Source organism: Nitrospira sp., from assembly GCA_005116745.1.
In the GTDB taxonomy this organism is placed as follows: domain Bacteria; phylum Nitrospirota; class Nitrospiria; order Nitrospirales; family Nitrospiraceae; genus Nitrospira_D.
Genome location: SWDS01000010.1, coordinates 324358 through 338331, shown reverse-complemented (window position 1 = coordinate 338331; position 13974 = coordinate 324358). Strand labels below are relative to the sequence as shown.

The 13974-nt window shown below is 54.4% G+C and carries 14 protein-coding genes and 1 tRNA gene; 9 read left to right on the top strand and 6 right to left on the bottom strand.

Annotated features, from left to right (window positions below):
* Nucleotides 1-564: 564 nt before the first annotated feature.
* The 6 genes from E8D52_16435 to E8D52_16410 all read left to right on the top strand — a co-directional run bounded on the left by E8D52_16435 (nucleotide 565) and on the right by E8D52_16410 (nucleotide 5703).
* The gene (locus tag E8D52_16435) at nucleotides 565-921 is read left to right on the top strand and encodes a hypothetical protein (protein ID TKB65969.1); all 357 of its coding nucleotides are present in this window, start codon (nucleotides 565-567) and stop codon (nucleotides 919-921) included.
* An 812-nt stretch (nucleotides 922-1733) separates the two neighbouring features.
* Nucleotides 1734-1826: transfer RNA gene (locus tag E8D52_16430), tRNA-Ser, on the top strand.
* Between the two features lie 156 nt (nucleotides 1827-1982).
* Nucleotides 1983-2660 carry an FKBP-type peptidyl-prolyl cis-trans isomerase gene (locus E8D52_16425; protein ID TKB65968.1) on the top strand — a complete coding sequence of 226 codons (678 nt, stop codon included), beginning with the start codon at nucleotides 1983-1985 and terminating at the stop codon, nucleotides 2658-2660.
* Nucleotides 2661-2749: 89 nt separating this feature from the next.
* Nucleotides 2750-4087, top strand: a complete 1338-nt coding sequence (locus E8D52_16420) for an MFS transporter (protein ID TKB65967.1) — start codon at nucleotides 2750-2752, stop codon at nucleotides 4085-4087.
* A gap of 65 nt (nucleotides 4088-4152) precedes the next feature.
* Nucleotides 4153-4674 (top strand): peptidylprolyl isomerase, encoded by a 522-nt coding sequence (locus E8D52_16415; GenBank protein ID TKB65966.1) that lies wholly within the window; start codon nucleotides 4153-4155, stop codon nucleotides 4672-4674.
* 27 nt (nucleotides 4675-4701) lie between these two features.
* Nucleotides 4702-5703 carry a threonylcarbamoyl-AMP synthase gene (locus E8D52_16410; protein TKB65965.1) on the top strand — a complete coding sequence of 334 codons (1002 nt, stop codon included), beginning with the start codon at nucleotides 4702-4704 and terminating at the stop codon, nucleotides 5701-5703.
* Nucleotides 5704-5808: 105 nt separating this feature from the next.
* On the opposite strand, the gene E8D52_16405 is transcribed toward E8D52_16410, so the two are convergent.
* The 3 genes from E8D52_16405 to E8D52_16395 form a co-directional block, all read right to left on the bottom strand.
* Nucleotides 5809-6582, bottom strand: coding sequence for a carboxypeptidase regulatory-like domain-containing protein (locus tag E8D52_16405; protein ID TKB65964.1), 774 nt, complete (start codon nucleotides 6580-6582; stop codon nucleotides 5809-5811).
* A gap of 19 nt (nucleotides 6583-6601) precedes the next feature.
* Nucleotides 6602-6982 (bottom strand): hypothetical protein, encoded by a 381-nt coding sequence (locus E8D52_16400; GenBank protein TKB65963.1) that lies wholly within the window; start codon nucleotides 6980-6982, stop codon nucleotides 6602-6604.
* Between the two features lie 123 nt (nucleotides 6983-7105).
* Nucleotides 7106-8140: a serine protease gene (locus tag E8D52_16395; GenBank protein ID TKB65962.1), complete on the bottom strand. Its 1035-nt coding sequence runs from the start codon at nucleotides 8138-8140 to the stop codon at nucleotides 7106-7108.
* A 219-nt stretch (nucleotides 8141-8359) separates the two neighbouring features.
* Between E8D52_16395 and E8D52_16390 the strand changes: the two genes are divergently transcribed.
* The 3 genes from E8D52_16390 (at nucleotide 8360) to E8D52_16380 (ending at nucleotide 10882) form a co-directional block, all read left to right on the top strand.
* Nucleotides 8360-9259 carry a formylglycine-generating enzyme family protein gene (locus E8D52_16390; protein TKB65961.1) on the top strand — a complete coding sequence of 300 codons (900 nt, stop codon included), beginning with the start codon at nucleotides 8360-8362 and terminating at the stop codon, nucleotides 9257-9259.
* A gap of 100 nt (nucleotides 9260-9359) precedes the next feature.
* Nucleotides 9360-9950, top strand: a complete 591-nt coding sequence (locus E8D52_16385; protein TKB65960.1) for a hypothetical protein — start codon at nucleotides 9360-9362, stop codon at nucleotides 9948-9950.
* 47 nt (nucleotides 9951-9997) lie between these two features.
* A complete protein-coding gene (locus tag E8D52_16380) occupies nucleotides 9998-10882 on the top strand; it encodes a formylglycine-generating enzyme family protein (GenBank protein ID TKB66370.1) in 885 nt (294 codons plus the stop codon).
* 129 nt (nucleotides 10883-11011) lie between these two features.
* Here the strand turns inward: E8D52_16380 and E8D52_16375 are convergent, their stop codons facing one another.
* The 3 genes from E8D52_16375 to E8D52_16365 all read right to left on the bottom strand — a co-directional run bounded on the left by E8D52_16375 (nucleotide 11012) and on the right by E8D52_16365 (nucleotide 13968).
* A complete protein-coding gene (locus E8D52_16375) occupies nucleotides 11012-11857 on the bottom strand; it encodes a formylglycine-generating enzyme family protein (protein TKB65959.1) in 846 nt (281 codons plus the stop codon).
* Nucleotides 11858-11970: 113 nt separating this feature from the next.
* Complete coding sequence (locus E8D52_16370; protein TKB65958.1) at nucleotides 11971-13329, bottom strand: hypothetical protein; 1359 nt, start codon at nucleotides 13327-13329, stop codon at nucleotides 11971-11973.
* A 3-nt stretch (nucleotides 13330-13332) separates the two neighbouring features.
* On the bottom strand, nucleotides 13333-13968 hold the full coding sequence (locus E8D52_16365) for a hypothetical protein (GenBank protein TKB65957.1): 636 nt from the start codon (nucleotides 13966-13968) through the stop codon (nucleotides 13333-13335).
* Nucleotides 13969-13974 lie beyond the last annotated feature (6 nt).

The window sequence follows — 13974 nt, the reverse complement described above, 5'->3', positions numbered from 1 at the left end:
GTAACCATTACCATGGGGTTGTTCAGAAACTTTCAACGGAGATCTTGATAATTCCTCCCCTCCTGGCTACCCTCTCACCTCCGCAAGGTTTCTTTGACAGGATCAAGGTCAGACCGGATCTGGCAACTCCCGAGGATCCGTGGATCTTCATCATCAGTGACGCAGTACATTCTGTAGGTCATGATGAGAAACCGTTGCCAGAAGTGGCACCTGTTGCAATACAACAGGGACGGTCTGTTGCCGATCTCATCAACGAAGCCAGGAGTAAGGTTGATTTTTCCGCAACCTGCGACCACTCACAACAGACCATACAGATTAAGTAAGTCCTGTACAGCCTCATGAATATCCCTAGCCTATCAACTACTGCAATAGTTACATTAATGCTAATTCGTAAATAACTGTAATGATTGACTATTCACATATTTTTTTAATACTCCAATGTGGTGCGTGACTCATGCTGATGCCTCTTTAGTTCGGTCTTTCCACCTACCAGAGTAATAGCCCTCACTCCCCCCCTGTAGTACTGTTTCCCTACTGTTCAGACTTTCCACACAAGGAGAGAACATGCCTGCAGGACTTCTATCAAAAATTGGGATCGACTGTATGCTGTCAAAGGGAGGCCACGGCTTGAGAGGCGATGGGTGCCTGTATGAACTATCCTCCTCTCACCCAATCATCTTAAACCCTACAAAGCTGCGCCCTGGTGATTATGTCAAGCTCCGCTTGTGGTTCCCCGATGAAGACACTTTTAGCGTGATCGAATTAGCGGAGGTGCAATGGGTCAAGAATGAGTGGATCCAGATTGAGCTTCTTCTTGTGTCACCCAAAGACCAGACGAGGCTTACACAATTCGTCGCTGCTGACGAAAACCACGTACCAACATCAGTCAAGATAGGCCAACAGATCATGATTCGCGTGTGACAGCAACCTCATTCCAATATGTTCGTCATACCAACAGGGGCCCTATTCTGACACCAGGCGAATCACAATATGGATACTGAATAGAGGGACGAAGAATGGAAAACCAAATCAACCCACGGGAATTGATCCAACAGAACCTGCATCAGGAAGCATGTCCATTTTGTGGAGGAAAGACATACCAACTTGTCCTTCGAACCTCCGGAACATTAGATAATCCAAGCCTATTTGTTCGTTGCCGCCAATGCAGCCGTCCACGAAGCCTGGATACGGACTTCAAACGCGTCCTGTGGATCTGACTTTGGCAGCGTGGGTGTGGCTCGCGAAAATGGAGATCATCGTAATGCCGCTGCAAACTGAGATAGAGCACACACGACAAAAACGGAAGGCACTTCACATGCTGATCCTCAGCGGTGTCGTCCGACCAAGCTACGCCAAACTTTGTTATGCGATCCCGCTCCTGAATAGCGAAGATCAATCGAGCGCCTTCCAGGAGAAACCCATACGCACAGTCCGACCATCGAGCCTCCGACAAAAGTTCTTTGAACTGATGAGCTGGACACCAAGGATGAGAGATCACTCGGGCACCCTCACGCTCAGATTGCTTACACGTTTGTCCACAAGCACACGTTCTTCCCCATAGAGCCTGCGCTCAGAATGATATGGGCTACAGCATGATCATTCGTACAATTCTAAGACAGCACTCCTCTCTTGTACCCTCCCTATCAGCTGAGGTAAGATACCCCTTCGTCGGTGATTCCCGCCCTGGCGACACTTTCCGCTGTGGATGCGGCGTAATCCATTAATTGTGACGTGGAGAGGTGGCCGAGTGGCCGAAGGCAGCGGTTTGCTAAACCGCCGTAGGGACAAAATCTCTACCGAGGGTTCAAATCCCTCCCTCTCCGCCACACGCTCAATGGCATAGTTGCGTGGAACATAGAACCTCGCCTGACTGGCCCTACCTAATCTTCTAGTGAAATTTCTGTTGTGAGATTTGGAAAACCTATCGTATCCTTACGTGCGACATTGACCCATCGCCCATCATAAGAAAGGATCCCCACTCCATGCGAATTCGTACACTATGTTTTGCCATAGGGCTTCTCACTCTCTCGACACCGTTATTAGCGGCCCCGCAGGATCCAGCGAATGATGACCAGAAGACTTTGTATGCTCTTGGATTGGCCATTAGCCAATCGCTTGGAACCTTTTCGCTAAGCGACGCCGAACTCGATATGGTCAAAAATGGCCTTACCGACGGCGTACTGAAGCGCACCCCCAAAGCTGACCTCCAAACATTCGGGCCAAAGATCCAGCAACTGCAACAGGCTCGATTGGCGCTGGTTGCTGATGGTGAGAAGAAGGCAGGAGCCGCATTTCTAACCAAAGCGGCTTCGGAGAAGGGCGCCACCAAAACTGAATCCGGCATCGTGATCACCACCATCAAGCCTGGAACCGGGGCCACACCAAAGGCAACGGATACAGTCAAGGTCCATTACCATGGCACCTTAACCGATGGGACAGTCTTCGATAGTTCCGTCAAGCGAGGGGAACCAGCGACATTTCCACTGGACAAAGTCATTAAGTGCTGGACGGAGGGCGTCCAACAGGTCAAGGTGGGCGGGAAAAGTCGGCTCGTCTGCCCCTCAAATCTGGCGTATGGTGACGCAGGATCACCGCCGGTTATCAAGCCTGGATCCACGTTGGTGTTCGAAGTCGAGTTACTCGAAATCGTCACTAAGTAGACGTCTGAATGGCTGCCCCTTCGAGAAGGGGCAGCCATTCATTTGATTGAGCCGAAACCTCTTCACAATCTCAACAACGCTCACGCCATGTGTCTCTGGTCGAAACTACTGTGAGCGAGACGATCTCCACGAAGGGCCTTCAATCTTTCCCTCCTTCCCCCCTGCGCTGGTTGATTCTCGGCCTCCTCTTTGCTATCAGCGTTGTGACCTACATCGATCGCGTCAATATCTCCGTCACCGCGCGGCAAATGATGCCAGCGCTGGGATTGACCGATCAGGACATGGGCTTGGTCTTCTCCGCATTCGTCGTCGGGTACGCTCTGTTCCAAATCCCCGGTGGCTGGCTCAGTGATCGTTGGGGCATACGCATCGTGCTGACGATCGCACTCATCTGGTGGTCCTGCTTCACCGCTTGGACAGCCGTCGCGGCGACATCATTTCTGGCCGGGCCCTTGGGAGTGATCGGCGCTCTGGCTTGTATCAGATTTCTCCTTGGAGTAGGAGAAGCGGCAGCCTTGCCGACGTTTAATCGCGCGGTCACCGACTGGCTCCCGGCACATGAACGCGGTCTCGGCATCGGCATCGCCATTGGTGGGATCGGAATCGGCGCAGCGATTACTCCCCCCCTCACCGCTTGGATCATGGTTAACTATGGTTGGCAAGTAGCGTTTTACCTTTCGAGCGGCTTAGGGATAGGCCTCGCCGCTATCTGGTGGCTCTTGGCCGCTGATCGTCCGACAAGTCACCGATGGCACCACGATCACGAGACAGGACAATCCAAGACGTCGGTTCCCGTCACCCAGCCATCAATTCCTTGGGCGACCTTCCGAAAAACACCAAGCGTGTGGTGGCTCACGTTGAGTTACGGATGTCTCGGCTATGTCGCGTACGTCTACATGTCATGGTTCTATCTTTACCTCGTCAATGCGCGTGGCTTCACTATCTTAAGTGGTGGGGTGTTTGCTGCCGCCCCCTTTCTCACAATTCTTATCTCATGTCCACTCGGCGGATGGGTTACCGATCGGCTAGCGATGCGCCACGGCATCACCAAAGGTCGCCAGATCGTAGGCATGACAGGTATGGTGTTAGCCGCAAGCTCGATCGCGCTCGGTGCGAGCGTGGAGTCTCCCTACCTGGCGATCGCCGGCCTCTCATTGGGTGCAGGCTGGCTCTACTTCACCATCGGCGCCTATTGGTCCTCGACAAGCGATCTGTCACCGACCCATGCCGGTAGCTTGTCAGGTCTCATGAATATGGGCGCCAATCTCGGCGGCGCCCTTTCGCCTACGATCACACCATGGCTCGCTCACCAGTGGGGATGGCCAGCTTCGCTCGGCTTTGCCGCAATCATGGCCCTTATCGGTGGAATTATGTGGCTCGGCATCACCCCAGGTGATGGACTCACAGAAACTGGCCCTGAGCCGTGATCGCACGAACTCAACGTCGTCACCAGTCCTTGTCATCGAGAAGACTGCCTTGATACAGTCAGACTATGAGCATGCAGTTTCAAAAGAAGGATCCCCGCGTCACGATCGCCACGAGATTCGGTGAGATCAAGATTCGCTTCTACCCAGACGCCGCCCCGCGCCATGTGGAGAACCTCATCAATCTCATCAAGATGGGGTTCTATGACGGCACCACGTTCCATCGTGTGGTGCCTGGGTTCATCATTCAGGGTGGCGATCCGTTGAGTAAAACTCCCGAGCGTGCACTCCACGGCACGGGCGGACCAGGATACTTTCTTTCCCCCGAACCGAATGACTACCCACACAAGCGCGGTGCGGTTTCCATGGCGAAAATGCCGCGTGAGAGCAATAGTACGCGTGACTTCAACGATAACGGCTCACAGTTTTTTATCTGCGTCGGAGACAACAGCGGGTTGGATCGGTGCTACACAGTGTTTGGAGAAGTCTTTCGTGGGATCGACGTCGTCGACAAGATTGTCGGTGTCTCTCGTGACGAGCGAGACAACCCACTCGATCCGATCAGGATTACGATGACCGTGAAGGAGTAGACGATCAGGCCGCTGTGCAGTCTTCCTATGGAGAGAGAGAATAATCATGTGAAGGGCGCCATCCGCTCGGCATCAGATGCTGAATCCATTCGACGAGCGGGAAGAATCATCAAAACAGGTGGACTCGTCGCGTTTCCGACCGAAACGGTCTATGGACTCGGCTGCGATGCGATGAATGCTGAGGCAGCCGCGAAGATCTTTGAAGCTAAACAACGTCCTCAGTTCGACCCGCTCATCGTTCACATCGCCGATCGGAAACAGTTAGAGACTCTGGTGGAATTCGTCCCACCTCTTGCTCAACAGCTTATGGATCACTTCTGGCCAGGCCCGCTCACATTGATCTTACCGAAACAAACTGCCGTCCCAGATCTCATCACCGCTGGGCTCTCGACGGTTGCAGTGAGAATGCCAAACCATCCGGTGGCACAGAGTCTTATTCGAGAGGCAGGCACCCCGATCGCAGCCCCCAGCGCCAATCTATTCGGCTATGTCAGTCCAACAACGGCTCAGCACGTTGCTGCTGGGCTTGGGAGTACCGTCGACCTCATACTTGATGACGGACCATGTCCGATTGGAGTTGAATCGACGATTGTTTCACTGGCAGGATCACAGCCCGAGTTGTTGCGCCCAGGCAGCATCACCATCGAACAACTCAGTGCCGTCATCGGTGCTATTCGTCGATCGGTGTCTGTGAATCACACACCAATCGCGCCTGGTCAATTATCACGCCACTACGCAACGCAGACACCACTGACGATCTTAGCCTCAGCTGGAGCAAGGCCAATCCTGAAAGATGGCGTGCGCACGGGCTTACTCATCCACTCGCATGCAAGAGACACCGACGATCGCTTTGCTGCCGTTGAAGTTCTTTCTTCAACCGGCGATCTAAGGGAAGCCGCACGCCATCTGTTTGCAGCATTGCGAAGGCTGGACTCCCTTGGTCTAGATCGAATCTATGCGGAGCCTTGTCAGGAAGAAGGGTTGGGGGTCGCGATCATGGATCGCTTGCATCGCTGCGCAACGCTATAACGTCAAACTGCTGGTCGGCTCCACGCCTCGTCCCTCTCGTATTGCAAGGATACTATCACTACTTGGCAAGCCCAAAGGTGAGGCGAACCTCACACCCCCACCCCATCACTTGGCTTCAAACCACAGATCGAGTGACACCGTCTCATTGGGCTTGACGGTAATGTCCCGCTCTTGGCTTCCGAGGATCGGATGCCAGGCCTTGATGTGATACGTCCCGGCTGGGAGATCGCCGATGGCGAACGAACCAGTGGGGCCCGTGACCCCATAATACGGATTATCGATCGCATAGCCCCAGTTCTGCATGTAGGGATGCATGCCGCACTGCATGGTAAACGCTTTTCGCCCTTTGACCAGCTGCACGACATCGGTAGTCCCGCTCCCGTGCAACGCAGGCCGTTGGAGAACGATATCGACGCCGGCTTGATCGTACGCATAGCCTTGAATGTCGTGGGGCACCGGATCACGATTAAACACCGTGATGCGGCGATTGTCGCTCACCACCGTCACGAAGGGCAGGAACTGACAGAGACTGGCTTCTACTTCGGCATCGGTGAAGGTAAACGGCTTCCCTTTCTGGATGCCTTCCACGAGGACGACCACATCCTTGAGTCCCCCCTCCGGCCCGATCGTAACTTCCTTCAGGAGCCGATGCCCATTGCCATCGGACAGCGCCCCGCAAAACTCGCTGTCCGGGGAGCGGCGCAACTGGAATTCCTTCGGCTCGGGCACGATGCCCTTGAACGTGACCGTCCCCCGCACCGTCCCTCCGTCCACCACCGGTGCCGACTCATAGGCCCCGGCATCGGTTCCATGTCCGATTGTCAGAAAGGCCGACATACAGCCCGCTGCCCATAATGCGCTCATCATTGCCTGTCTCATGTTTCCTCCGGTCATGCGACTACGGTTGCGTATCGGCGGATGGATTCGCGTTATCCAGCCATCGTGGAAGTTCGAAGAGAAACGGAGATTGCTCTGTGAAGATCACTCGACGAAACTCCTCCGACCACTTCCCCTGCTTACTCACCGTCTTGAGTGGAAACCGCTCGGCCTTGGTTACCCACCGATCATGTTGACGTGTTTCACCCTGTTCAGCAACCGTGACCTCGAACAACTCCGTAGGATAGCCGTTCAACGTCTCGTTCTCCACGAACTCGCGCGAGACCTTTCCGTCCATCGTCTCATTCACCGACAATAAATGGCCGGCCACGATCGGGGCTTCAAGATATTGCCGCCGCTTCGAGAGGATACGCCACGAATGCTGCTTATCCGTCTGCCCCAATGGTCAGCATCGAGATACGCAGGTCACTGGATTGCGACACGGTGATCCATTCGTGCCGATAACAATGGTTCAAAATGGCCAGTTCCTTGGATTCATGATCACGTTTACGCCGAAAGAACACGGTCATCCTCCACCTAACACCACATGAAACGTCAGGTCGGCATCGATTCGGCGAACTTTGACGGAAACCCTTTGGCCTGGGGTCGTGTGCTCGATGAGATAGTTTTTAAGCTGCGCACCGTCGAGAATTTCTGTGTCCTCGATCGCCAGCAAGATATCGTGCTTCTGAATCCCTGCCGTCTTCGCCGGCTCCGCGACATCTTTGACCGCCACGCGCAACCTCGTGCCATCTTTCACCGATGTCATATGGATCCCGAGTTTTGAAAACGTAAAAGGCTTCCCTGAAAGAGCGGCTTGGACGATACGCTCGGCGAGGCTTCCCGGAATGGCAAAAGTCATACGGCTACAATACGTCTGGGTTTCTTCTTTATCGGTTTGGATCACGGCATGCAGAATGCCGACAACTTCTCCTTGCGCATTAAACAGTCCGCCTCCCGAGTTTCCGCTGCATGCCGAAAGGTCCGCCTGCATAAGGCGGGTATCGACGGTTTGCAAGAATGTATTGGTGTTTCCGATCCGCCCGAATGCCATGGTCGGCCCCCAGCCAAGCGGATAACCGACAGTAAACACTTCCATTCCTGGTGAAACGTCCTCCGTAGCAAATGACGTCCCAGCCTGTAGCTTCGAGCGATGCTGTTCACTCACTCGATAGAGCACGACATCCATAAAGGCACTGTCACCAACGAGATCGGCTGGAAGTTCATGCAGATCATTGGTCAGTATACGAATTCGCTTCTGGAGGAGAGTCCCAGTCGTCGGATCATGCTTTTCCGCAGCATGTCTGGCTGTAACCACATACCCGTCTCGCAGATGAAAGCCTGTGCCCCGAACAGCAACTTTTCCTGGCTTCTCCGGGGTTCGTTGATCTTGGGTGTCTGCCAGAATTCCCACCGTCACCTGTCTCGCTCGTTGAAACACGTCTTGGCTGAGCGGCGTCGTTTCGGCTCTCAGCTCAAGACTGGGCATCATCGATACAACAGCTACAACGAGCGTGAATAGCCCCGCACACCGAGATCGAGAAGAGGCGAGATCACTCATTCGACAATCCTTTCAAAAGGCCCTTCATATGGGACCACAGTGAAATAGAAACAGGAGCCTTTCCCCCCTAACAATCGTACCAGCATACCCCATCACTCTCGTTCAATTCAGCCCTCATGATAGTGGATGGAATGCACTCCGCCTCTCTTGTAAGACATTGACCCCGAGCTTATAGTCTCACATAGAAGAGCCCACTATGAATATCCTGGATACAGCTTGATGCAGAACAGTTGCACGTGGTCTGGAATCTCCATTCTTCTCCTTCTCATCATGCCATGCCCCAGTATGGCGGCATCTGAATCAAAACCCGCACCGGAACTGGCCAAGCACTTGACTCGGATCGCTGGGCTGGCCCAACCATCACCGACGGTGACCATCCCTGCCGGTTCATTTTTACTCGGTTCCAAGAGAGTCGATGGTGATCCGTATGGACAGTGGACACAGTTCGATGATACGGAACTCCCTCAGCATCAGGTCTGGTTGGAGGCCTATGAAATCGATCGTGAGGAAGTAAGCCTCGGGGAATACCTTTCCTATCTACAGAGGAAGAATCTGTACCCCTCCCATAAGCTACAGCACCTCATCTGGCACGTCATTACCGTCCATTTCGTTTCAGACCAGACTCTGACCCGCTGGCCCGCACTCTATGTGACCTGGGCTGAGGCAAATGGACTTTGCAGGGATAAACGTGCAAGACTTCCGACGGAAGCCGAATGGGAAAAGGCCGCACGCGGCTCTGCGGGTACCCTCTACCCATGGGGCGAAGCGGCTCCCACCTCCAGCCTCGCCATGTTTGGGCAACATCATGTTCATGAAATCCCCATTCTGGCCGCCGTCGATTCACATGAAGCCGGGAAGAGTCCCTATGGCCTTCACCATATGGCAGGGAACGTCGCTGAATGGGTACAGGACTGGTTCGGCTTCGACTACTATGCGTATATGCCGGAGCGTAATCCACCAGGCCCAACTGCAGGGCGCTATAAAGGCGTTCGCGGAGGCTCCTGGAAAAGTAAGCAAGTGATGCTCCGATCCGCGACCAGAGGCGGGGCAGCTCCGGATCAACGTTCGGCCACGATTGGGTTCCGGTGCGCACGATCATCGACGTCTCCACTCCCGTAACGATAGACTCCTACTCAACACCACTCTGCAGAATATCCATACGAACCTGTCGACGACCAGTGAGGAAAATACGCCGATTCTTATGGTAGGATCTTGCCCGATGCGCCAGCTTTGGTTGGTATTCGCGCTTGTGTGGACTGTGCTGCTGTTTGGACAGGAGGCTTCAGGCCTTGAGTTTACCGCCGATCAGGTGACGAAGATCAATGAGAAGCAGCACAAAGCCTACATCTACTACCGGGACGCCATGTGGCGGATCGAACACCATAGCACGGGACCAGTGAACGTCAGCATCGTGCGGAAGGACAAGCAGATCGTTTGGCTCTTACTTTCAAGAATGAAACACTTCAAGACCATTCCCTATAGCCCAGACCATGACCTGAGAGTCAGTGAACGGCTGGAGGGAGAAGTCGCCAGGCAGGAAATCGGTTCAGAAGTACGCGAAGGACATCCCACGGTGCTGTATGAGGTCACGACGAAGCAAGGGGAGCGAGTCGATGCCTACTACCAATGGGTTGCCACAGATATCCAGTTCCCCATGAAACTTGCCAAGAAAGACGGCAGCTGGATCGTCGAGTATCAGCACGTAAAAATGCGCTCGGTTTCAGACTACCTGTTTAATCTACCTGTGAACTTTCAGCCGCTGGAAGCGTTTGATACGCCGGAGCCCCAACAGAACGAACCTCATATGTAATATTAGAAGGAGGATGGATCGTGCGAGTTTATCGAATCGCCTTAGGTATGACACTAACGGGACTGATCGCTGTGGGCGGAGCACTTGCATTGGACGTGGCTGATGTCGTCCGGCAATGGACGCCCGAAGGAAAACGACTGGCGGAGGAGCGAGCCAAGCTGCCGGCGCATGACGACATGATCATGATTCCTGCCGGCGAGTTTTTAATGGGAAGCGACAAGAAGGTTGATCGGAACGCCTACCAAGCCGAACTCCCGCAGCGCAAAGTCTATCTAGACGCCTACGAAATTGACAAATTTGAAGTCACAACCGTCCAATTTCTAAAATACGTCCTGGCTCATGATCTGCCGCCTCTGATCGACTGGCAGTATGACGGCGGAAACTTCCAAGAAACGATGTCGAATCATCCCGTCATGCATATATCCTGGACTGAAGCCGATGCCTACTGTCGATGGGCCGGCAAACGGCTCCCAACCGAAGCAGAATGGGAAAAATCCGCGCGTGGGGAAGATGGACGTATCTATCCCTGGGGCAATCAGATGGCTGGATTGTCGAGATCGAACTTCGGACGGACTGGTCTGTCAGGCCCCGTACGTGATCGCCCCGAGCGCCTCTTGCTCTATCCACCGATTATTTCTGTCGACAAGTACGACAATGCCGTGAGTCCGTACATGGCTTTTCAGATGTCCGGGAATGTGGCCGAGTGGGTCGCCGACTGGTATGACTCCAAATACTATGCGACGGCACCCGACCAGAATCCGAAGGGACCAGAAAAGGGAACCCAGCGGAGCTTCCGTGGCGGCAGCTGGGTCGACAGCACGCCGAGCGTACGAGCCGCGCAACGCAACGGAACAGACCCCGGCACAAAGATGAATTGGCTCGGCTTCCGTTGTGCACGAGATGCGAAGACTTCACCGGAAGCACTAAACTAAACCACCGCTGCATCGTCTTATCCCAACGAAAACGGTCCGGATCAAGATGATGTGGCACGGCTGTAGGCTCAGGGTGTGATCGCCTGAGCACGCAGGGGGAAGGCACGGATTCTGGTGAGCCTTCGCTGACTATTTCAGCGGAACATCGGCTGCACACCGGAATCCTGTCGATTCATTGCGACCCGTCGGATCGCTCTCGACACGGGTAAAAATGCGGACGGTGGGCGTTTCGTTTTGCCATCCTGCGCCACGAATAACCTTCTTCACACCAGCATCTGGACCTTTCGGGTTCTTCTGTGGGCTCTTCTCATAATACTGGGTGTCATACCAGTCATTGACCCATTCCCAGACGTTACCGGCCATATCATATGCGCCAAATGGGCTCTTCCCCGCCTCATAACTTCCAACAGGCATGAGGGTCTTCTCGCCAATCCAGCGTTGATTATAATTGAGGTGCTTAGCGGTTGGCTCCACATTCCCCCATGGAAATCGCCTGTCGGACGTTCCTTTGGCTGTCTTTTCCCACTCGGCTTCCGTCGGGAGTCGCTTTCCCGCCCATTTGCAGTAAGCGTCCGCGTCCAACCAATCAACATTGATCACAGGACGCTCGGCAAGTGACTCTGTAATGGTGTCACCGTGCCAAAGATTTCTCGTAGGATTTGTTGGATTTTGTGGCACGCGATGTCCAGTGGCCTTGACGAAGCCCAGATAGAGACCGTTTGTCACTTCAAACTTGTCGATCGCAAACGTGTCGACAAATACCTCATGACGAGGATATTCATCCCGCCCCCCGTCTCGATCTCCATCAGGTACACCCATTGGAAACGAGCCAGCCGGCACTATGATCATCGGGGCCCCGTCCTTGCTCGTCGACAGCTCAACCAGATTGCGAGCCGATTGTTCATTTGCAAACAAAAGAGAACCATTGAGCCCAAGACACAACAAAGCTAACCCAGCAAGAATTCGAACCATCATCGGACGACACCCCTTCCACAAGATCAGAGTCGGTTCCTCGTACCATAGCCTCGACACACGCCGCCGGTCCAAACAGACCAATAGGCGCAACGGCTCAACAAGACGTCCCGCACCTATTCTTTCAGCACAACACTAATCAGTAGCGCACCTCCGGCTGTTGCCCTGACGGCATCATCTTCGTCGTGAAGACTGTGCTTGAGGAGCGAGATCGCATCCACTCCTTCAATTTTTGCCATGGACTTGATCGCCGCAATCCGTACTCGTGGCACGGTATCCTGAATCAGCAGCATCAACGCCGATCGTGCCGTGTCTCGATTAGATTGTACCGCATGCCCTAAGGCTCGTGCCACAGCGGCACGCACAGCCGGCTCTTTCGTGGTGCTGAGAGTCTGGACTGGGCCGGCCACAAGCTCATACCGTTCGCCCTGCCCCAGCAGCGAACCGATGACGAACGCTCTGACTGCGGGGTCATGCTCCTCGAGCGCTTTGGTCAATGGCGACCGTGCGTCCACACCATGCATCTGTCCTAAGCTGACCGCGGCGGCGATTCGCACCGGCGGGAGCGGATCCCGCAGCAGTCGTGTCAGTACGGGCAATGCCTCCACCGCCGACATATGGCCAAGCCCTGTCGCGGCGGCCCCACGCACCGACGGCTGCGTGTGTTCGCTCGCCTCCAGGAGCACCGGCAAAACCTGTGCTGCTGAACGCTGGACCAATGCGCGTATCGCCGAGGTTCGTTCATCGGGATTAAGCGCCTTGGCATACCGCCACAGTAAGTCACACCCCTTCGAACGTTTCAGGTGACAGAGGACCTCGGCAGCCGCCACACGTACCCGTACCTCTGGGTCCTTGAGCAGCGGTTCAACGAGTGCGACCACCGACACATCATCTGACTTCGCAAACCCCTTGAGAACTGCCTCCTTCACTAACGCCGCCTGATCCTCCAGGGCCTGCTGAAATTTCGGCGAGCGGCGTCCAGCCTCCAGCTTGGCAAGCCCTTCAGCTGCCAAGGCTCTGATAAGACCGGAGCCGTCACTGAGGCCCTCCTCGAAGAATGGAACGGCGTCGGGACTCTGCCACTCTTTCAGAGCGGTATACGCCGCTCCACGCATCTGCTCTCGCATATCTTTCGTAAGGACCACGACAAATCCAAGAGCCACCTCTCGAAGCATCACTCGATCATCCTGCTGTAATGACTGCGTCAGCTTGTCATATTCCGTGAACGCATCTTTAGGATTGCCGAGCCTCAGCAACGTGCGGATCTTGAGTCGGCGAACGTCCAGTACGCCGGATGTCTCTGTGTTCAGTTTGGCCAACTCCTCAAGAACTTTTGGGTACTCTGCGTTGTCGTACAACGCGTGAATCTTTTGCAGCTCGGACTGCGTCCCGCCACCTGCCGGTTCGAAGATGAGAAGAACGCACGCGAGGGGAAACACGGTCAACACCGCTCGTCGAATCAACAAGGCGATCATCCTCTACTCCACCCGCTTCTGATTGGCTGTGCTCGGTCGTTTTCTATAGCCTGGTGGCGCTTCGAAGTACATGGTGGGCTGAGGCGACAGACGCACTCGCGCATATTCACACGACCAATCACGGTCCTGACTGACCAACTTGAGCACAATCCCAGTCTCTGCATCGATCCATTCATAGAATCGTTCGAGGTGCCCGTGGCGCTCCGTTCGAACATCAAACAACCGTGCGACTCGACCAGCAATCTCGTCATCTCCGACCGCCATTCTCTCGGTTTCTCCAACTAATTCAGGACGAACGGGAAGAATATCTTCAGTCAAAGGCATCACCAACAATTCCTTTCGTTGCGGAAGGACATACCATACTTCCCCAATATCCGGCCTAACGATTTCAATTGCCGCAAAGCCAAGCTCGGTTCGAATGGCATAGGTATACTCCACCCTGAGCCAATCGCCCTTGGCAAACACTTGTGCCCGATATTGCTTTCCATTGACTTGCTTAATGAGCGTACCGGAAAATTCCAATACACCGGAAAGGTGATCGTCGCCGTGCGAACTGGAGATTGACCAACACAGCGAACCGACACAGACGAACGCACACACCACCAAGCTGCAGGCGTTCCTCGCAGCGTAGAGAAGCATCGGCTG